This window comes from Bacillus sp. ok061 (assembly GCF_900108285.1).
GTDB lineage: Bacteria > Bacillota > Bacilli > Bacillales > Bacillaceae_G > Bacillus_A > Bacillus_A thuringiensis_S.
Window position 1 is genome coordinate 1 of the sequence record NZ_FNUW01000049.1, and the last position, 21,431, is coordinate 21,431.

Sequence of the window (21,431 nt, forward strand, 5' to 3'; positions counted from 1 at the left end):
CTTTCCACCTACTAGTTTTACATTCCTTGAAGATATTTCTCCTGTGATAGGACAAGTACCATGAGGTGTATATTTTTGTAGAACAATCGCATCTTTTTTTACAAAAAATTCTAGAGCATCGCTGGTTTCCACCTGTAAAGTTTTTCTTGTTTCTTTTGGTATTACAATTCGTCCCAAATTATCTACTTTTCGTACAATACCTGTTACTTTCATAAGCATGCCCTCCTTTTTACAAATAGAATATCCCACATATCGCGTAATCGTTTACATTATTTTAAAACCATATATACTATAAAAAAATTTATCTCAATCTGTAGAAATAGAAAGATTTTCCATGTCTTCTTACGTCCACTGTTACAAATCTTCTATTCCCTTCATACCCTCAATCCCTTTTTCATCACTCACTATATAATATACCTCATTTCCTTTTCACTCATAAGAAACCATCTTAAACTTTATTAACTGCTGTGACATTGTAGATTGTGGAACACGTAGTAACTTCTGTAACTCGGATACATTTAATGGACCTTTCGAAATTAATTCTCGAACTATCATCAAACGCATAGGATGTCCAAGCATCCGCAATATATCTGCAGGTCTCTCGTAATACTCAATATCCATATAAAAAGCTTTTGGCATAATCTCTTCCCCTTTTTGGATGAACGTTTTTTTATATCCTAATATCATCTATTTGTTCCGCCAATGTTGTATATATGCAAGGACTTCATTTAAGTATCTATATTCTTATAACTATATTATTCCTCAAAATTCTCCCTATTCCCTCTTTGTATCTCACATTGCTTTCGATGTATCTTACTAAATAACTCATTTACTTCACTCTGTTTTATATTCTCTGGTATTTCTAATGCGTGTCCAAACGTTTTCCTCCAAGAAATTTTTAATACTTTAATTTGCTACGTAGAGACCGGAATTTGAAGTTTTTCCGTTTTCTGCTGTTCCTTCAGATTCTCCAATTGCAATAGTCTCTTTTTCATACATAAATATTCATTTGGAATATCTTCACGCAAACTTAAATCATATAGTAAACTGTTAAAATCGTTTCGCTGTCTTAATGTAGACTTTCTTCTCCGCATAGAGTGTTCCATCTGTTGCAATAGCTCTGTTAGCTCAACAAACGCATCCGTAATAAAAGATTTATCTTCCTCTACAACAACATAGTCCATATCCTGAAGAAGCGTACGAACAATTCCTCTAATATCAGTGAAAAACCCCTGTTGTAAAGAGCTTTCTAAATCTGTAAATACCATTCTACCAACAATCCCTTTCTTACAACCACGTAGTCTAATTAACATAAAAATTTCAGTACGTATTTTTTCAGTCTAAAAAACACATAGTAAATATATAATAAATATAATGTAATAATATCAAAACCGGTATTGATAAAATAGTAAAATGATTATATGTTATTCATATTTATTGTATACTATAAATAATCTGTCATTAAATCCCTTGTATATAAGAAAAGCGAGATAAAAGAGCTCGCTTTTCTTTTTGTTTACATATAATTTCATGAAAAAACCTCAATACATGTTAAGGAGGGTGAAATAGAAACGCAATTGAAAGAGGAGCCCTTTAGCATAGAGCGATGACAGTTGCATATGTAACTGTTAACTAGGCACATTCTATCATATATATTATATCTACTTAAATATTCATAATATTAAAAATATATTTCTCGAATTTAATCAATTAGATATATGTCGAGACATGATAAAATGGGTGGAAATAATATACACTAGTAAAAAAGGGGGCTATTTCGTGGACGTTCAAACAAAAAGTAATGAACAAATCACAAACATGTTAAAATACCGGACCAATTGGAACACGCTGAATTTTATTATAAACTTTCCACATTTAGTTGCCACAATCAACAGTATGTTCCAGCTATCAAACAAGCATCTAAAGCAAAAGAAATCTTTTCTAAATACAAAGGATATGAATTAAACATAGGTTATTGTAATAACCTTTCTGGATTATCATGCACACATCTAAAAGAATACGAATTAGCTGAAGAATACTTTATATCAGCAATGGATATTTTCCAAAAAGAAAAAGAGGAACAAGCTATTTTATATGTTCGTCACAATTTAGGATTTATGTATGCAAATCAAAATCTATCAGAATTAGCAATTCGCTATTTATCCGAAATAAATAGCAAATCAACAAATAACTACAGAGCAATCTTAATTGAAGCATGCGAACATGCAAAACTAAATAATTCTGAAACTCAATCACTAGCTGAAGCAATGGCATGGGGTAGTGCAGCAATTTGGGTTGCAGCCGAATTAGCAGCAGCTGGATATGTAACACTACCAGCTTCAGTACCATTGGGATTAATTGCGGCTATAGTTGGACTTGGAGCTGCTACATTAGCTGTTGTTAACAAAGGAAAAGGCGTCACAGTTGGAATTACATGGACAGGACATCCACACATACACCGTAACTAATAAATGAAAAAGGAGAACGATTTATGAAAAAAAACATTCGATTATTTGCATCTATAATCGTACTCTTAGGTCTTAGTTTATATAATTTGGTATCTAATTTACTGTTCAAGAAATCTATTTTAATTATACTAATCCTTATTTGTATAACAGTTAGCCTAGAATATATTTTCAACAAAGAAAAATACACCTACTTAAATAAAAACCTATTGATCTTTTTAAAAATAATTCCCTTAGTTGTAGCATTTTTCATAACATGGCTTTTCTTATTATTAAATGCTACATAAAAAACAAAAAATCTAAGCTTACAAGCTTAGATTTTTTGTTTTTTATCCACTTTATGCCCTCCTTCTCTTTGCCCCCACTTTCGCAAACCGGACTGGCTTGCCACTCCGTACTGCGAAGACTAGGGGGCATAGGTCGGGCGTGGAACTCCTTTTATTTCAGTGTTCTGAATGTATACTTTCCTTACGGAAATATCTATTTTTCTAAAAGTCTCTTAAAATCCAATAAAATCAATAGTTTGAATGTAAACTAATATTCAAAAGTTTACTTTCAAAATAAATTACTGTTTCCACTCACAATAGCAATTTTTATCGATAGCTTAGCATATATTAGTAGCAAGCAGATTGCTTCAGGAATGTCATACACCATTCCAGTTTAAAGTAACTAAGGATTTCTTAGTTACTTTTTTTTAAGGAAACCTATACTTTTTATTAAGTAATATATAAATTTCCTCATTGTGTTGAGATTGTTATATGAAAAATCACGTGAATATTGCTCGTGTAAAAACGGGTCATAATCATACGTTATTTTACAAATGCATCTTATCTTGAGGTTATATGGATTACATAAAGTTAAAAATATAGTGTTAAACCCCAAAAAACACCATAACAGTGGTCACGGTGTTTTCCATATTAAAAAATAAGACTATTATTTAAGTACTCTGAAACTGATTCATATTGTAGAAATATCCATTTTAAGATAATAATACGCTTCAAAATCTTCATTAAATATATCTGTAACTAATTGTATAGCCTCCGTATCATAAAAGCTCTGATATGTAGGCAGCCGAGGGATGGATCTGTATTCCCTTATGAATCCTCTTAGGCGCCTGATGATGCCATGATTTCGTTAATGTGTCTAGTGGGATAGTCTGTAGGTTATATTTAATTTCTATTCTTGAGATTTCATTAGAGAAATCCTCTAGATATATATAATTGGTTACAAACTCTTCTTCTCCTTGAATATATTGTTGTGAATAGTGTGGATTAAGATAGTCAGCATCTGCCCCATTAGCGTGAAGGTAATGTAAAAAATGTTTAAATGATATTTTCTTTTTGCATGTACTATCGTTATAAATAAACTTTCTAATGGGTCCCCACTCTGGATTGTCTATACCTGGTGGAGCAATAAGCGAAACAAAAGAGCTTACCGCTCTTTTGTAAGGATTACGTACTAATATTAGCGTGTCTTTTTCTCCTTTTAGAAGTTCTCTTGACAATTTCGTTATATACCCTGCTTTGCTTTTATATATATCATATTCATAGTTATGAATGAATGGATTATACTGCATTGCAATTTCATATAAGCCTATCTGAAAAAAACAATTTGCAAATGATGTACACCCACTCTTTTGACTCCAAAATAAAATTAAAGGGAAATTAGGATAAAAATGAGGGGCACGTGCCCCATATTCAATGATTTTCTTTACTTTTTCATTCATTATAAACGATCCCCATTTCTCTATTTATTAGAATCTGTTCTAAAACATTTAAGTATTTAGAAATTTACTTACCATATTTTTAAATTTAAGTTTGTCATAGTTTATATACTGGTTTGCCATGTTACGTATTGGATCACCCGCGTAGAATCGCTCATATAATTCATGCCGAGATCCTAAAGGGCTTCCAATTATATCCCATCCCAACTTAAAGAGCTTTGTTTTTTGGTCTGCTGGAATATTAGCTCCTTTAAAATATTTTTCTAATAGATGTGATAATGGACTTTGGAAATCCTCTACACTAGAAGGTAGCTGTATGAATCCACCGGCTCCAATAAGTTGTAAAACTTCTATAGCTCTTGGGTAATACTTAGATCCTAGATTTCTTGCTGTTTCAATGTATTTAAAATTAGGTAAATATGTTTTATGTTCATCTAGATTTCCTTCTCTTTCTGCAGAAAATAAAAGAGCTCTGATCGTTTCAATTTGCATAATAAGTTCCCCAAGCTTTTCTTGGACATGTAAATAAGAGTCAGCACCAATTGCTTCCGCCATTTCACAAGCAATTGCTGTAACGAATTCTAACTTTATTAATAATCGAACAATTGCTTGGTGATAAGCTAAGCTATTGGAGGCTACATCCGATTTTAATTTCCATAGAGCCTCTGGATTATCATACATTAATACACGTTCCCAAGGTACAAAGACATCATCAAAGATTAATAGTGCATCCATTTCATCATATTTGGAGCTAATCGGTGAATTCACTTGTTGGGAAAAATCAGTTGCGAACGACTCCCGACAAATCATATGTAAACCAGGAGAATTTGCAGAAACAACAAGGAAATGAGCTAAAGATCTTAATTCACTTTTTAATCGTGTTACAGGATAAATAAGTAAATCATTCGAGTATGGCGATGCGGTTCCAATCATCTTAGCACCATTTAAAAATATCCCATCAGTAGTTTTTCTTGTAATTCTTAATAAACCTAATTCATTTATATCGACTGGATGCTGAGCAGATCGATTTATTTGTGGATCACGTTGAATTACACTTATGAAGCGGTGTTGATCTCTTGCCTCTTCATAGTAATTTGATATTTTATCAGGAAATTGAGGATCAAACTCTTTATATGATTCACGAGCCGCATACCACCCTGTTAATCGAGATCGAGCATAATCGGATAAACGGCTCATAACCCCATCTGTCATCTGACTCCATGTTTCAAAAGCTGTTCGTCTTTTTAATATATCCTCCAAAGATTTTGGTACTAAGAAAGCTGTATGAACCCATGTATACGTTTTAGGACTTAGATAGCCAACTAATTGCTGATGTGTAGGATCTTTAAACAAGTCATATAAATGCGTAATAGTAGCTAACGTACCTTGGAAATTTTCATTCTTTGTGACATCAATTTGTTTACCTTTTAGCCAAACACTCCGTCCGTCTTGTAGACTTTTTATGAAATGATTTTTAAATTGATCCATAATTACCCCTTTCAAAATGAACAATTTAAAGGAAAATAATTAGCTCCTATTACATCTTATTAAGAAGAATGGATTGTTACTCCTTCTAATGATGGGGAATATACATGGAAAGTAATAGCTGGTAAGGGCATAGTGTTCTGCATCATATGAATCGTATCTTTATCAACAGTAAATACATTTCCTTGCGTAAATTGTTGCGTTTGATGATAGGTTGGTGTAGTCTCGGAGGGTCCAAAATTGTATAGGATATTTTGTAAGCTGCCTTGTACAATATAAATACACCCCGTCGAAGTACCATGATTATGAATGGGAGTCTTCGCCAAGCTAGGGAAGTAAAGAACTATTACTTCCAGGTTTTTTGTATGATAAATGATATTTCGCCCGTATTCCAATTGTTTTGGGGCTGTAATATAAGGAATGACATTTTCAAGTGACAAATCTAATGTTTGTACAATCTGTATAAGCTCCTGTTGACTATATAAGTGTACAGAATCAAAGCTACGCTTTATAATTTCGATGAATTTCATAATACGTGCTCCTTTTTTATACAACATTCATATCCCTTCTATATAGAATAGGGGACAACCTCTCATAATATATATCTATTCCATTTTCTGAAAACTTTGCAATAGAACCTTAATTTTCTTTTTTAGAGCTGCTTCCAATTATTTTTAATAATTGTTTCACTCTTTTATCATATGTATGTTCGATTAATGCCCTCTTTAATCCCTCTATCGCAACTTTCTTTTGTACGGATTTGCTAAATAACTTTCTACTTTTTCTATAAAATCAACCGAAGAGGTAAATGTCTCAATTTGTATCCCTGGAATATAACAATTTTCTAAATCTGAACGAATATCTGTCATTTGAAAAGAACCTGTACTAGCTACTTCAAATGTACGATTATTAATTGAACAAGCATTTATTTTTAGTTCATTTCTATTAAATGTTGAATCCTCAATAGAACGATGTATATTAATGTTAATTTTGCTTATTTTATACAATTATTTATTGTTTTCGTAAACCAAAAATGGTAAGGGTACGATTTTCTCTTTCAATAATTCATAACTCTTCAATTTATTCCAATTAGCCCCTATAATTAGGGTGTTTTTAGTCAATAAGTACTCTGAAATTGAATCAATGAAAGCAAGCCGATTATCAAAAGCAGTCCCTATAAAACTGATATCATACATATAGTCTACTTCTCTAAATATTGGTGTATATGCAGGAGGTTCTGCTGCTAGAGGTAAATAAAATACATGATTACAGCCAAGTTTTTTATAAAAATCAATACACCCCGTATCTTGCGTAAAAATATAATCATAATCCAGTACCAAATTTTTCGTTATATCTGTAAAGTGCGGATCGTCTGTAAGCCAAAGTGCAGTCTTAAAGTTATATTGTTTTAAATCTTGTATCCCTTTACTTATTCCTTCTTCAAAACCATGAAATACAATAATGAGGCTCGGTTGTATCTCTAAAGCTGTTTTTACCAAGTTTTCGTATGTTACCATCGTTACGTCACCAATAGCTTTTTTCAAACTGTTAAATATAGCTTCTTCTAGTACTGGAAAATATACAGGAACACTAGATTTAACAAACAATACGTTAAACTTTTTAGAATTAGATGAAATCTCCACAGATATCCCACTCTCCTATGTATCAAATTAACTATTTATATTATATGTATTGTCTAAGAGTATATTATCTTATATAGAAACTACTCAACCTATTTATAATTCAACCTACTTATGGACTCTTTGAATATGGATATTTAGCGGTAGTTTTTCAAATAAACAACAATGGATATGACAACTAAAAGCGACATACGGAGGCATATGCAAATAAATATGCTCATGATTCCTTGAGAAAAATAAAAATTTTCTGTGTAACAAAAGCGACCATTTTTGTTACGGTCATTATTAATAAACTTTTAACCTAATTAACTTGCATACTGAGTGTAACAAAAATATGTAACAATATTATTCATAACAATATCCCCATTTAATCGCTTTTGGTACAATAGTCAGTGAAGGGGATGATAAATATGAAGTTTGGTTATATGCGTGTTTCTACATTAGATCAAAATTTAGATCGTCAAAAGAAACATCTCGAAGAATTTGGATGAAACTGTATTTTCTTTAAAAAAATAACCGGTACAAAACGAAACCAGCCGGAATTAAATAGTATGCTGGAATTTCTTCTTCCAGAAGATACAGTCGTTGTAACCGATTTAACTCGACTATCACGTTCTACAAAAGATCTCATTGAAATTACGGAACAAATTTCTCAAAAAGGAGCGCATTTGAAAAGTCTAAAGGAATCATGGCTTGATACAACAACAGCACATGGAAAAATGTTGTTTACTATTTTCGCTGGTATTGCTCAATTTGAACGAGATTTAACTTCTGAACGGACAAAATACATAATGTGTTACATTAAATAGTTTTTACTTATCTTTTATAATATTTGGTTTGTGTTGAGTTTGTTTTGTAAAATGCAACACGTTTAGGCTGACCTTTCCTTAACGACAAACAAGACGCCAGCCAGAACACGTCAGCACCTGCTATAATTGCTATACACATATTTGTTCTATCTATATAGTAAAATAAAACACCCATAATGGACACATCATAAGATTAGTATCCCTATTTTCTGTTTATTAATTATTATGTTTATAGACCTAGATTGTGCACATCTATATTCAGTAAGCGCATACCCTATTACATGAATACTACTTTAGGAGTGATTATATTATGAATCCCTTCCCGATGAGGATTGCTTTTGTAGCTCCAGCTGCGACTTGGCAACATTTACTTCAATATCCTTCATATGGTCAATATGGTATGCAACCTGGGCACATTCCCTTTACGCCTACAATTCCGCCTTCTCCCAAAATATACCAATATAATTATAATTTCCCATCATTGTATTTCCAAGAGTTTCACGGTACATTTAACATCTAATATCTGTACTTGTGATGTCAATTCATGTTATACCTAAACCAATATTTAAATACGTTTAATGTGTAATTTCTATATAACAAATAAAACATACTAAGATTAGTAGTGCAGACCAAGGCATTGGTTCGCACTACTATTTTTTATATAGTAGAAGTGAAGAAAGGGTGGTGGGTGCTTTGGGATTTTGAATCCGTAAAAAAAACTGACCTTCTTCACTTACCTTATTTGAATCAGTTTTTAGTATGTTGGTCCTGGAGATCGTGTATAAGAAATGGGAATCGATAAGTGTAAGATGAAGACTTCAATTTTCCATCAGGAGGAACTTTATGAGACACGTAATTGCTTTTGATATCAGTATGGGTAAAAGTTATATGGTAATTTATAATGCACAAAAACAATGTATGTTTGAAAAGGAAATCCAACATTTGAAGCCTGATTTTAAAGAGCTACAAAAAAAGATATATGACCTTACCGAGAAAACTGGTAAATTACCTGAAATTGTGTTCGAGACAACAGGAATTTATTCTAGACAGCTAGAACGATTTATGCAGGATAATATTAAATCCCTTAGAAGCAAAACTACAATGTGATTCCTTACGGATTCATAAAACGGACCGAAGTGATGCACATCGCCTAACTCTTACCCACTTTACATCTACCCGAAGGGTATCTCATGGAACGAATCACATATTCCATCAGTTAAAATCTCCTTCGAGATTCTATAGCGAACTAGATGGAGAATTATCAGTGATTCGTAGTCGTATGCATAAAGTTATTTAATTAACATTTCCTGAATTAGAAAAAATGTTCACAAGTAAATCTGAGTTATTTTTAAATTTTGTTCAACTATTCCCCCATCCAGATTGTGTTTTAAGTCTTTCTAAAACGATTATAAAAAATCGTATTCGTGCTAATACCAATAAAAAAATATCAAATATTATGGCAGAGAAAAAAGCCATTCAAATACTTGAAATAGCGAAAAACTCATATCCAGCTGTTTCTCAAAATGATGTCTTGTGTGATCAACTTAAAGCATACGCAAAACGTTATCAAGAACTACTTCAACAAAAAGAATGTTGTATTAACAAGATGGTATTTATAGCCGAACAACGTGCAGAGTATAGTATCATTCTGAGTCTTCCCGGAATTGAACCAAATACAGCGGTACGCTTAATGTCTGAAATAGGAGATATAACTCGTTTTGCGAATAACAAGCAATTGAATGCCTATGCCGGTATTGATATACGTCGCTTTCAATCAGGTAAAACTTTTTATAAAGATAAAATTAATAAAGGTGGAAATAAACATTTACGAAAATTACTTTTCCTAATCATCCAAAATATGATTAAATTACGGTGTTACGGACGAAATCACAATATAGAGTACTACGATAAATTAAAAACGCAATCCTATAACAAATGTCATAAAGTTGCGTCCATTGCATGTGTAAATAAGTTATTGAAACTTCTCCTTCACCTTATTACACACAATATACACTATGATTATCGGTTAGCAGCCTAACATCATAGTTTCATTCATCATACCATATACGCCCCTAGTAAAAAAATGAATCCCTGCTAGGGGTATTTTGCATGTATAAAAATGGATACCTATATTTTGTGATATCCAGTCCATTAAAAATCTAAAAATATAGGTTGACTAATCGTAAGAAAAGCACCCGTTATGGATGCTTTTTTTTTATTCCTCTCATAGCCACCGCATTCTTACATTTTTTTAATTTGACTACGCGTCTTACATCAGTGGCTATGAGAGAAGCAAAAGTTCTCCCAGGAATTTTTAAATTTTATATCGTGCTATTTCCGTACCCCCTTTAAATTGACACCCTATTAGTAGGCACAGGTACCAACTTAACGGAGGACAGAAGCTCTCCTCCGTTTAGACCTTTTAAATTAATGAAGTTTTGAAGACTATTCTAATTACGATTGAAATCAAGAAATACATACAAGTAAGACTCTTAACCTCTCACTTGTACCTTAAAAAAAATCCTCTTGCAGATAAGGAAGAGCAACGCATTATGTTCACTCATCACCTAACTACAAGAGCTGGATTCGGCCTTTCATATATAGGTGGATTTTTGACGACGAATTTCGACATTTTTTTCAAAAAGAATTTCTAGCTTATACAAAATAGACTTCCACTCAATCGCTCACCAATCTTTTTATCTGCTCGTTTTAAATATTCTTGTACAGTAGTTCTTTTCACTTTTAAATAATTGGAAATTTTATCCTACATAAACCCATACCCTCTAGACATTACATATATTTCCTTTCCTCTGTCTGTAAGTGTAGACAATGCATCCTCTAGCTGTATACGACCCCATTCAGATATAACACTCTCTTTTGCTTCTGTATCATCCCATTCATACACCAGCATTACAGTACTACTCACATATCTTTGCGTTAATAATGGATCAAATGGTTTCTCACGCTGATATGCAGCCCTACGTTCAATACCACGCTGATTACCTGGCTGTTTAGCAGTACGCATCCATTCCAAAGCATAATTTATATCACTAATCATTTCGTTAATAATACTTATATCCTTTTCTGTTGCGCCCACCTTAGATCCTTCTAAATTCTTTCTTGTTTCGGTATACTGCTCCATTAATTCTTTCATAGACAGGTTTCTCCTTTTATATAAAAAGAGGACGCTGAATTATATATAGGAAGAAATGCTTTCCTATGCATAATCAACGCCCTCTAAATGTGGACTATTACTTTCAATATTTTTTTATTTATCCTTTTAATACGATATGTGAAATTTTTATATTAGATTCCTTTTTTAATTGTTCACTTATATAACTTAGATCTCGTATCCCAAGCTCTTTTGCTATCTGTACTTTTGTCATTCCACTTTCTAGAATTATTAACGTTTTCTCACACAATACATCCCATTCTGCTTTTGTTATCCGTTTCGTCTGATCTGCTACATAATTCTCCCCTAAAGCAGTACCTAACTTATTTATCTGTTTACCTATATCACAATTATGTAAACAGTGACTTGATTTATATTGATACTCACATCCATTACAATGCTGGTCCTGTAAATTTATTATCTTTATGCGTATGGCTCTTTTGTTTGTATCTTTAACTTTTCCCATCAACTACAAATCGGCTAATCTATCTACATGTACCAGATAATCTATAAGAGCACGATCAGTTCTTTCTACTACATACGCATGTTTTTCAAATTCTTCCCTCGGAATAGATTTACGGCCACCATCGTATAACATAGCTTCATAGTATTCTGCTACTAATGAAACCGGAATATGATCTGTTCTAAATTCTATTAAATAAAAACAAATAGCTCCCTGTGCCTGTGTATCATTTAAATAATCAATTTGATGTCTACCTATATTATCTAGTGGAAAGCTTGTTGTTCCTTTTGTAGATTTTGCTTCAAAGTAAACTACTCTTCCTTTATATACTCCATCGTAATCTACTGTAGATTTACTTCCCCATGCACTTTTGGATATTTCACCTTTTTGATTCGTTTTTATAACTTTCACTGGCGTAGGACGTTTATTGAAGATTCCTATATTTTCTGCCTTATACATTCGACACGTATTGGTTAACGACAATTCAAACGCCATTCCTCTATTTTCGTAACCCATGCTGCATCTACTTTGTGTTTCTCAAATTTTATTCATTTATGTATTTTAATATAAAAATATAATAAGGGGAGTTGATAGCTTTTTCGAATCATCATTGAGTACCTGCAATACATTGCAATTGAGTTTAATTCCAAGTATCCCTGGTAAAGAAGAAACTGTAAATCATAAGTTAGTTTCTTATAATTTAAAAGAAACTGTTTCAGGTTACCTATTAGAACTGAATTTAAAAAACCTAGAAACAAAAGAACAATATACATTCACATACAATGACATTCAAAAAATCGAAGAACATGAAGCTTCTACACACCAAAATCAAAAATATTATATTTACTGTCTAAACAGACGACTATATAATGACAAACATAGTGACACACTTCTAGATGGTAGAAATCTAGCTGTTTCATATGAGAATAATTCTTATATTTATACATATAGAATTATGACTTCAAAATAAATTGATTATCACTTACCATCTAAAAACTTAGTATGTATTTTCAAAAATATATACTAAGTTTTTTTATAAGCATTCTCTTTTTTATCCAATGAAATTTTTATTAAATCGCTTATACTTTATTTCTCAACCACATCTTATGGAATTATAATGAAATGAATGGTAATATATAGACATCTCAATTACGTTAGAGCTTGTTTCCTTGCAAGCTCTTTTTTTATTAGTTGCGATAGGTAAGACTTTGAAGTTATCTCCATCTTTTCCCCCGCTTAACACTGTACGTGCGACTTTCATCGCATACAGCGCCCCATCTTATTCTTTTATACTAAAGTAACTAGATTACAAACTTTACGAAGTTTGTTTATTTTCTTCAGTTGATTATCGCTCAATTGAAGTATTCTCATATATATTTTATTCGTCTCTTCATTTGTTGCGTGTATCAGTCTATGGACAAATTCATGTACAATAATTAGGTTGTTAAACTCGTCAGTACCTCCCATACCTCTCGGTATTTTATGATGGCAGTGCACATCCTCGGCTGTTAAGAAAATTCCGGTGACAGCGCATTTACCATTTTGCATGGAATACCTCGATATTCTGTTATCTGTATACTCCATGCTCTGTCCTTTATTGGGGGATAGCAACATTTTTTGTATTTCATTGGCAATGTTACCTTTTAGGCTTTCGATGAGTTTTTGTCTTCCTTCTCTAGTATAGTTACACATGTCTTGACTAAAACTTTGAGGGAACCGTGTTTGTATGTCTGCTAGTGGATATACATGGTTACCTGCTATTTCAAAGGTTCTATAATTGTTCCTGTGTAATCTTTTATATAGTCTATTAGCGTTGATAGGAATTTCATATTTCCCTATTGATTTTAGACGATTAAATAAGGTTTTCGAGAGACGAAAGGCTATTTCAGCAAAGTCTATATTCACGTGTGTTGCAATCTTGTAATAGTTTTTAATACCAAGCACATAAGAGTTATAATCCTGTACTGTTTTACCTGATGGACTCTTTTGAATTGTTTTAATTCTTGTTTTTGCTTTTTCAAGGATATCCTTTTTCTTTTTCTTTTTCTCGCTCACATGTGTGTTTGCCACATATCTTTTGCGCTTTTTAACAGATTTGATAGAGAACCATAGAAAATCCGAAGATTTTCTTTTTAAGTTGGTTATAGTTGATTTTTCATTAGATATATTAAGATTTAATTGATTTTTGAGATACCCTTCCACTGCATAGAATATTTTAGTTGCCGATTGATGATTGTTGGTAAAGAATAACGATAGGTAGCCTACTAAGTGTAAAACAGTGATGTTCCATTCTCTTTTCAGCTTTCCCCCGTTCCACACCGTGCATGAGACTTTCACCTCACATGTTGTATTATTCTTTTTCTCACTGACCTAATTTAGTGTTTATTCCCGCATTTATTTCCAGATTTGTTTATTATTGCGCGGGTAATTGACTTACGGTTGCATTTCCTACTAACTCGCGTAGTTTATTAAGTCTATCAATCTGTCTATCCGTGAGGATAAACTGTTTCATGATTTCCCGAATTGTTTCTGAGCTAGTTGCGTGTACCAGCCGATGTATTAAAGGATGAATTATTATCAGATTTCTGTAACTATCATCCTTAGTCTGGCTCCACATAACTTTGTGATGGGCGTGCATTTGACGCGGAGTGAGTTTTACTCCGTTTATCGCACATTTTCCTACTTGAGCCACATATAGACTGATTCTGTTGTCATTAAGTTCAATGCTTCCTCGGATACCCATTATCGGGTTGTTTCTCAGCCATCTTAGTTTCTCTTCAGTAATTCCATTTTCCAATTTTTTATGGATTAATGAGCGCCCTTCGGAGGTATATTTATTGATAGAACTTCTTTTCATCATTGGCGGTTTGTTTCGTATAAGCGAGACTGGAATAACCGGTCTCCCCATATAGTATCTAAGCGCCTTTTTGTTTTATTTGAAGTATTTGAGAATTCCTTTGTCTTTTCCTGTATAGCTTCCATTCCTCGTATATTCCTTGGTCGTTTTGTTCTTGCTTTGTCTAGTCCGAAGTCGGTTCCTCAGGATATTGTCCATATCTCTACCGATACTTCTTAGGTTGAGACTCACATTTGTGGCTATTTCATAGTAATTATGGATACCTATTACTATACTGTTGAATTTGTTCAATTCCGCAACTTTGGCAATACTATTAGGAGCTTTCGCTATTTTCTTAATTTGTTCTTTCAACTGCGTTCTGATTTGCTTTATTGCTTTGAGGGAGATGTCCGATTCCATGATGAACTTTGTTTCACGTTCTCCATTTTTGTATCGGTTTCGTCTCTCTTTCGGCAGAAGGTTCCCCTTTTTCTTGACGTGTTTTTTCCATTTTCCGCTTCCCTTTTTAACTACTTTAAGTGTGAATCCGAGAAACTCACTCTTTTGCTTTCGCAAGTTCGTGATTTTTGATTTTTCGTCAGAGATAGGAAGTTTTAGTCTTTCTTCTAGCCAATTTTTGCTTGCGTGATATAGCTTTATCGCGTTCGATTTCGTGTCGGTGAACAACTTAAAATCGTCGGCGTAGCGAACAATGTAGACTTGTTTTAGCTTTGTTTTAGATAGTTGTTTGATTTGGTTTGTTCGGTCTTTTCGTCCGTCCCTTATCATTATCTCATCTGAAGCTACACAAGTCGTTTCCCATTGATTGCTTATCCACCAGTCAAATTCATTGAGGTTTACATTGGCTAGTAATGGACTTAATATTCCACCTTGCGGTGTTCCCTTTGTTGGTATCACAACGCTTCCATCTTCCATTACTATTGGGGCTTTCATCATAAGTTTTATGATCTTGAGAAGTTTTCGGTCTCTAATTCCTAGTGTCCATAGCTGGCTTATAAGTTTCGAGTGATTTACCTCATCAAAGAAGCCTTTGATGTCAACATCTACAACGTAATGCAAGTTTTGTTGATTGATTCGCATTGCGCAATCTGCTATTGCGTTTTCTGCTGACCGATTAGGTCGAAAGCCGTAGCTTCGCGTGCAGAAGTGAGCTTCACAGATAGGTTCCAGTACTTGTAATACGCATTGTTGTGCTATCCTATCCCAGATTAATGGGATTCCGAGTGGTCTCATTTTCCCATTTGGTTTTGGAATGCTTTTGCGTCTTACCTTTCTTGGCATGTACCTCCTAAAGCGTTTTTGAACAAAGCTGATGAACTCTTGTTGCGGCATTTTCTCCAAGTCTCTAATAGTGATTCCATCATTGGAGGCAGTATGGCTGCCTTTATTCCTTTTGATGTTCCTGTACGCTAGTAAAACATTATCTTCACTGGCGATAATATCCATCAGATTACTGAAATGCCCAAATTGAGTCGCTTTTTGATAGAGACCATCAAAATCTTCGGTCATTTCATAGTATTCGGAGTGTCTAATTTTACTGTCTTTTGGGTTATTTGCTAAATTAGTCATGTTTCATCACTACTTTCCTAATGTTACGGATTTCGTAAACGTTTTGTGTCTTACGAGAACCCATGATTAAGTCTGTGAGTGAATAATGTTTTTCCAACATGATAAGGCTTGTGGCTGTTGCTCCAGTTTCATTACAAAACCTTCTATGCTCGTGCCACTACTTTCATTGACTATTGGTGTAGTTCCCTCGATTGCTCGTTTCCTACATTACTTGGTATGCCTACCCACAGTTAGTTGTTCTGTGTACGTTAGCCACTTCCGACGTTCCTCATTGATTAGTATTGATATTGTTTAGGTGCTTGCTTTACTCCGTATCTAACACAATTGCCTATAACAATTGGAGGATTTCATACTCAAAAACATCTTACTTTCCCCTAAATAGCGCGTTTTCATTAGCGCCCGACACCGTTAGGTGCCGTCGACTTTTCGAAGCGTACGTTCACAAGTTTGTCGGTGGTTTACCACATTCTCACCTTGCAATATCACCGCCCGCCATATACACCAGTCCATCAGATTTTTCTTCCTTTGGGTTTCGGTTTCCTTACTAGGAGGCACTTCGGGTTTTTATGACGACTTTACCCAGCTATGGTCGCCCTTGCCGTTTGCACCGACAAGAGGTTAGGGAGTATCAGCGAGAAAGTTTCGAGGCGTTACCCCTTCATTCCTTTCTTCATCAATAAAGTTCTCCTATATCTTTGGTTTTCACCTTTTGATTAGTGGGTCTCTCCCCGCTAGCTTATTAGGCTAACTTTTGAGACGAACGTCTCGCACTTTTAAAGTCATCTGCATATCTAACTATGTGCATTTTCTTCAATTTCTCTTTTATCAAAAGTGGATTTTTGGTTTTTGTTGTATATGGTTTTCTTGTTTTAATATTCTCCCACTGACTAGATATCCACCAATCTAAATCATTTAATACAACATTACTGAGTAATGGACTTAGAATCCCTCCTTTCGGAGTTCCTTTTGTAGGAATGCCTTTTCCTTTAATTGGTGCTTTTAACATTTTCGAGATGATTGTCAGAACTCTTTTATCAGTTATCCCTATGTTGTGTAGTTGTTTCAATAGTTTGGAATGGTTTACGTTGTCAAAGAAACCCTGTATATCAATGTCAACTATGTGGTTAAATCTACCTCTGTTTATCAAGTATTGACAACTAGCCATTGCATGGTGTGTTGACCTATTAGGTCTGAATCCATATGAATGTTTATAGAATTTTGCTTCGCATATTGGTTCTAGAACCTGCTTAAACATTTGTTGAATCAATCTATCTCTCATTGTAGGGATTCCTAACGGGCGTTTCTTCCCATTTGACTTAGGTATCTCCACCCTGCGTACCGTATTTGGTTTATAGTGTTCGAGAGTTTTTCTTATATTATCAACGAAAGAATCTACCTTTTCCATTTTATAATGGTCGATTGTGATACCATCTGTTCCTTCAGTTTTTGAACCAGTGTTAGCCTTTATATTTCTATATGCCAGTAGAATATTTTCTTTTGATATGATGTGCTTATACAAATTTATCCCTTTAGTAGCATTGTTTTCACTACGTTGATATAAATCATCAAACAATTTTTACATATTGTAATATTCTGCATGTCGTAATGTTGTACTCACCGATGTATTAATTCCCTTTTCTTACGAAAAGTCCCATCATCTTACTCGATCCTGTGAGTTACATCTAGTTAATTTAGTTTTCAAAGAACAAGACTAGGGACTATCCCTCCACATTCGTTACATGCTTCCTCGGTACTGTGTCCCCACCTTCACAAGAATGAAGCAATTTCGGTTCGTTCGAACCTTATATGCATCTGTCAGTTAGTAGACGTTGATGACAATTTCTTGCTTACCACGTTCCGATTCACCTAGCTATACATATATCCTTAGGTGCTTGCTTTAAGCCTGTTATCTTTACATCCTCATCGTTAGATGTTCCGAATTTCATACTATTTAATCTTACTTTTCGGTAGATAACGTTGTCATTAACGACATATACGTTTCTGATATATTAAACGTTTAGACCCGTACATTCACAAGTTCGCCAGTCCGTTAGGACATTCTCACCATAGATATTTTGTAGCATCCCGACCTATCCATTACCATATGATTTCTCACTTAGGTTTTGTTCAACCGACTTCACCTAGCTTCATACAATTTGTGACTACTACCACGCCTTGCCTTGCATGTAGGCGTATCAGATAAGTAGTTTCAGCTCAACCTGACGGCTTTCATTCCTACTTTCAGTCAATCAGTTGTTATTATCAAAATTGATAATCCTCCTCTTTCGTGTTTACACACTTATGAGGAAACGTGTCGCACAAATAGCGTTTTTGTTCAAAATGATGAACTCATTTATTTGGACAAATTTACCAGTATTTTTACCAAAAAATTCATGATATTGTTAATTAGTCGAGTACGTCATTGCTTGACGATTACCCTTAGGAACCCTGCAGACAACCGGGGTTTCTTTTATTTAAATAACGATTGTGTTAAAATTCCCACTTGCCTCTTTTCTTTAATGACATGCTCCATAACTCCAAGTAAGGCATACAATATTAAAAATTCACTCGTGAAAATCTGATTACGATTTTTTGAATTTTTTATATCTCATGAGACATTCACCTGCCTTACTAAGAGTGCATATAAAAATGCGCTCTTTTTATGTTTAAATAAGGATTTTGTTTAATTTCCATTAACCTTTTTGATCCCTTTGAATACATTATTATTGCAAGGAATTCCACAGAGTACTCTCGTCCAGTCACCTCGAATTTCTTGCATACCTTGTGTAAATAACCCGTTATAACTAGCGGGTTATTTTATTTTTGATTACAGATAACTATTTTATTAAAAATTAATTATCATAATCTGTATCATCTACTACAATAAAATCTTCCTTACATCGAGGACACATAGCTAGAAAATACGGATGACGATCATCATAAAATCGGAACTGATTCCCTTCTCCACAGTGAGTACATTCCCAATATCCTCGCATAATATGATCTCTTGTCGTTTCTGGTTTATCATTACCAACTGAATAAACTAGATACGGTTCGTCTGTCTCAGCATAATGTGGTTTATACATAAAATGAAGTGGTACAGTAAAACTGGAACACAGTATAGATATAAATTATTCTATATGAGAGGTGTTTCAGATGAAAAAACAGTATGATGAAATGTTTAAAAAACAATGTGTAGAATTGGTGGTTAAAGAAGGGCGCACAATTTCCAGTATTCAAAGAGAATTTGATTTAGGTAACGGGACCCTAAATGCATGGATAAAGAAATATTCTTCCCCATTTTTGGATAATGAGAAATCTGATATGGAAGAACTGCGTTCTTTACGAAGAGAAATCCAAGCTTTAAAAAAGGAAAATGAATTTCTAAAAAAGGCGGCAACCTTCTTTGCCAGCAACCAAAACTAACACGCTTTCAATTTATCAGACAATATCATCAACTATTTGGAGTGCGCTGGCTTTGCCATCGATTACAAGTTTCTGTTAGTGGTTTTTACGACTATTTCCACCGCAAGCCCACTGAAAGTCAGAAAAAACGTAAAAAGACCGCGGCTTATATTGTTATGCAATTTAAACGTTTAAAATGTAGAATGGGCTATCGAAAACTGTTCCGTTACCTTGTAAACAAAGGCGTTATAGTGAGTTTATTTCAAGTAAGACAAGCTTTATGCGAAGCTGGATTAAAATCAAAAGTTGTTACGTATTATAAGAAAAGAAAGCACGAACATCATACCTTTCCAAATGTACTAGCGCGCTCATTTCAACCAGGAAAGAAAGAAGTACCAGCCGTTGTATGTGATATCACAGAGTTTCGTTTAGTGAATGGGCTGAAAGTATATTTTTGTGCAGCATTAGATATCGGCACCCGACGGGTGCTGGGTGATTCGTTGGATACTCACCAAGATGCTCAATTGGTAAAAGATACAATTCAGCAAGTTAAACATGCTTATGGAGGTCAAAAGAGGATCTTATTTCATAGTGATCAAGGATCTCAGTTTAGCAGTTATAAGGTTACTGATTTTTGTAATCAACAAAAGATTCAACAAAGTATGTCCCGCAAGGGAAACTGTTGGGATAATGCCGTGATGGAATCGTTTTTTAGCATCTTTAAACGCGAATGCTTACATGGAGAAGAACTGATTTCTCTCGCTCAAGTAAAACAATTAGTGGCTGAATTTATTTATATGTACTATCATTCCATTCGCCCTCACTCATCATTAAATGGCTTGACTCCATATCAATATTCAAAATCAATTGCGTAATCTAATTGATGTTCCAGTTTTTCTTGACCAGGTCACTTTCATATTTCAAATCGGGGTAAGACTTGTGAAAAAAGAGTAAACTGTAATCATACCAACTTTTTATCTGTTAAAAAACTTTGCAACAGAACCCAGCACGTTATCTTGGTTCTTATTTTCATTTACCTTAGGCTTGGTCTCATATAGATTGTTTAATACACGATTATACTCGTTTCTTGTAATTTCTTTATTATACAACTGAATTAATAAATCTTTATGCTCTTTTGAAAAGGCCATTTTATCAAAAAATTTAGGATACATAGTACCATTCTCTCCGCTTCATGTTGGGTTTTATATGATAAATCAGAAATAGAAAAATCTATATCTATATAAAATAGGTATGGATTTTTCTATTTCTGATTTAGACATCGTTGTATAGTATAAATATTGGATGAGTATTAAAGTATAACATAAAAGTTATAGACCTATTTGTTTTTCTAAAGGTTTCAGGTACCTGCAAATGTTTCTATTCGAATTGCTCGAACGTACTGTCCGTCGATTATTGTTTTATTTTAGAATCGAATCGTATAGATTGCATGTTTATATACAAGCTGTTGTTTCCCCCCATATTCTATTAAAATAGAAAAAGTATCATATCCTCTTATTATTCCTTTTATATGTAGTCCTTTTAACAGAATTAACGTGATATCCTTCTTCTTTTGAAACGCTTCTTGTAATAAGTGTTCCTGTGAAAATAGTATGTTCTTACCTCTATCCTTTTGAAATGATTGTAATTTCGTTTCCAATGAATTCTCCCCCTATTCCTTCTCATACAGTTACTTTGTATTGTTCTAGTTCAGCTAACAGTTGTTTTACACCCTCTGGACTCAGCGTCAGCTTTCCACCTACTAGTTTTACATTCCTTGAAGATATTTCTCCTGTGATAGGACAAGTACCATGAGGTGTATATTTTTGTAGAACAATCGCATCTT

Annotated in this window: 12 protein-coding genes and 12 pseudogenes; 7 read left to right on the top strand and 17 right to left on the bottom strand. The window is 33.7% G+C overall.

Annotated features, from left to right (window positions below):
• The 3 genes and pseudogenes from C4S65_RS32110 to C4S65_RS32120 all read right to left on the bottom strand — a co-directional run.
• Nucleotides 1–213: AbrB/MazE/SpoVT family DNA-binding domain-containing protein (locus C4S65_RS32110; protein ID WP_103945841.1), on the bottom strand; the 213-nt coding region annotated here is incomplete at its 3' end.
• Nucleotides 214–354: 141 nt separating this feature from the next.
• Nucleotides 355–639 (bottom strand): annotated as a pseudogene (locus C4S65_RS32115) (metalloregulator ArsR/SmtB family transcription factor).
• Between the two features lie 116 nt (nt 640–755).
• Nucleotides 756–1,268: pseudogene (locus C4S65_RS32120) on the bottom strand (hypothetical protein).
• Nucleotides 1,269–1,823: 555 nt separating this feature from the next.
• Between C4S65_RS32120 and C4S65_RS32125 the strand changes: the two are divergent.
• A pseudogene (locus tag C4S65_RS32125) lies at nt 1,824–2,240 on the top strand (tetratricopeptide repeat protein); the annotation flags it as partial.
• Nucleotides 2,241–3,422: 1,182 nt separating this feature from the next.
• Here C4S65_RS32125 and C4S65_RS32135 read toward each other — a convergent pair.
• The 4 genes and pseudogenes from C4S65_RS32135 to C4S65_RS32150 form a co-directional block, all read right to left on the bottom strand.
• Nucleotides 3,423–4,191 (bottom strand): annotated as a pseudogene (locus C4S65_RS32135) (sulfotransferase family 2 domain-containing protein).
• 48 nt (nt 4,192–4,239) lie between these two features.
• Complete coding sequence (locus C4S65_RS32140; protein WP_103945843.1) at nt 4,240–5,676, bottom strand: 4-hydroxyphenylacetate 3-hydroxylase N-terminal domain-containing protein; 1,437 nt, start codon at nt 5,674–5,676, stop codon at nt 4,240–4,242.
• A gap of 59 nt (nt 5,677–5,735) precedes the next feature.
• Nucleotides 5,736–6,203 carry a cysteine dioxygenase family protein gene (locus C4S65_RS32145; protein WP_103945852.1) on the bottom strand — a complete coding sequence of 156 codons (468 nt, stop codon included), beginning with the start codon at nt 6,201–6,203 and terminating at the stop codon, nt 5,736–5,738.
• Nucleotides 6,204–6,312: 109 nt separating this feature from the next.
• Nucleotides 6,313–7,316, bottom strand: a pseudogene (locus C4S65_RS32150) (DUF3880 domain-containing protein).
• 407 nt (nt 7,317–7,723) lie between these two features.
• Between C4S65_RS32150 and C4S65_RS32155 the strand changes: the two are divergent.
• The 3 genes and pseudogenes from C4S65_RS32155 to C4S65_RS32170 all read left to right on the top strand — a co-directional run.
• Nucleotides 7,724–8,098 (top strand): annotated as a pseudogene (locus C4S65_RS32155) (recombinase family protein); the annotation flags it as partial.
• A gap of 334 nt (nt 8,099–8,432) precedes the next feature.
• Nucleotides 8,433–8,642, top strand: coding sequence for a hypothetical protein (locus tag C4S65_RS32160; protein WP_103945844.1), 210 nt, complete (start codon nt 8,433–8,435; stop codon nt 8,640–8,642).
• A gap of 323 nt (nt 8,643–8,965) precedes the next feature.
• Nucleotides 8,966–10,160 (top strand): annotated as a pseudogene (locus C4S65_RS32170) (IS110 family transposase).
• 612 nt (nt 10,161–10,772) lie between these two features.
• On the opposite strand, the pseudogene C4S65_RS32175 reads toward C4S65_RS32170, so the two are convergent.
• The 3 genes and pseudogenes from C4S65_RS32175 to C4S65_RS32185 form a co-directional block, all read right to left on the bottom strand.
• A pseudogene (locus C4S65_RS32175) lies at nt 10,773–11,276 on the bottom strand (RNA polymerase subunit sigma-24).
• A gap of 118 nt (nt 11,277–11,394) precedes the next feature.
• Nucleotides 11,395–11,760 carry a zinc-finger domain-containing protein gene (locus C4S65_RS32180; protein WP_103945853.1) on the bottom strand — a complete coding sequence of 122 codons (366 nt, stop codon included), beginning with the start codon at nt 11,758–11,760 and terminating at the stop codon, nt 11,395–11,397.
• 3 nt (nt 11,761–11,763) lie between these two features.
• Entirely contained in the window at nt 11,764–12,273 is a 510-nt protein-coding gene (locus C4S65_RS32185) for a Holliday junction resolvase RecU (RefSeq protein WP_103945845.1), read from the bottom strand.
• A 112-nt stretch (nt 12,274–12,385) separates the two neighbouring features.
• Here C4S65_RS32185 and C4S65_RS32190 point away from each other — a divergent pair, with 112 nt between their 5' ends.
• Nucleotides 12,386–12,727, top strand: coding sequence for a hypothetical protein (locus tag C4S65_RS32190; RefSeq protein WP_258043911.1), 342 nt, complete (start codon nt 12,386–12,388; stop codon nt 12,725–12,727).
• A 317-nt stretch (nt 12,728–13,044) separates the two neighbouring features.
• Here the strand turns inward: C4S65_RS32190 and C4S65_RS32195 are convergent.
• From C4S65_RS32195 to C4S65_RS35545, 4 genes and pseudogenes are all read right to left on the bottom strand, one after another.
• Nucleotides 13,045–14,001: pseudogene (locus C4S65_RS32195) on the bottom strand (HNH endonuclease signature motif containing protein); the annotation flags it as partial.
• A 169-nt stretch (nt 14,002–14,170) separates the two neighbouring features.
• Nucleotides 14,171–16,183: pseudogene (gene ltrA / locus C4S65_RS32200) on the bottom strand (group II intron reverse transcriptase/maturase).
• A gap of 772 nt (nt 16,184–16,955) precedes the next feature.
• Nucleotides 16,956–17,756 (bottom strand): annotated as a pseudogene (locus C4S65_RS32205) (reverse transcriptase domain-containing protein); the annotation flags it as partial.
• Between the two features lie 1,279 nt (nt 17,757–19,035).
• On the bottom strand, nt 19,036–19,179 hold the full coding sequence (locus tag C4S65_RS35545; protein WP_258043912.1) for a hypothetical protein: 144 nt from the start codon (nt 19,177–19,179) through the stop codon (nt 19,036–19,038).
• Between the two features lie 160 nt (nt 19,180–19,339).
• Here C4S65_RS35545 and C4S65_RS32220 point away from each other — a divergent pair, with 160 nt between their 5' ends.
• Together C4S65_RS32220 and C4S65_RS32225 are read left to right on the top strand one after the other, a co-directional pair.
• On the top strand, nt 19,340–19,609 hold the full coding sequence (locus C4S65_RS32220) for a transposase (RefSeq protein ID WP_098139883.1): 270 nt from the start codon (nt 19,340–19,342) through the stop codon (nt 19,607–19,609).
• Between the two features lie 14 nt (nt 19,610–19,623).
• Nucleotides 19,624–20,463, top strand: coding sequence for an IS3 family transposase (locus C4S65_RS32225; RefSeq protein WP_258043913.1), 840 nt, complete (start codon nt 19,624–19,626; stop codon nt 20,461–20,463).
• A 99-nt stretch (nt 20,464–20,562) separates the two neighbouring features.
• Here the strand turns inward: C4S65_RS32225 and C4S65_RS35550 are convergent, their stop codons facing one another.
• From C4S65_RS35550 to C4S65_RS32240, 3 genes and pseudogenes are all read right to left on the bottom strand, one after another.
• The gene (locus tag C4S65_RS35550) at nt 20,563–20,760 is read right to left on the bottom strand and encodes a hypothetical protein (protein ID WP_103945850.1); all 198 of its coding nucleotides are present in this window, start codon (nt 20,758–20,760) and stop codon (nt 20,563–20,565) included.
• A gap of 251 nt (nt 20,761–21,011) precedes the next feature.
• Nucleotides 21,012–21,245, bottom strand: coding sequence for an RNA chaperone Hfq (gene hfq, locus C4S65_RS32235; protein WP_103945851.1), 234 nt, complete (start codon nt 21,243–21,245; stop codon nt 21,012–21,014).
• A 22-nt stretch (nt 21,246–21,267) separates the two neighbouring features.
• Nucleotides 21,268–21,431: pseudogene (locus C4S65_RS32240) on the bottom strand (AbrB family transcriptional regulator); the annotation flags it as partial.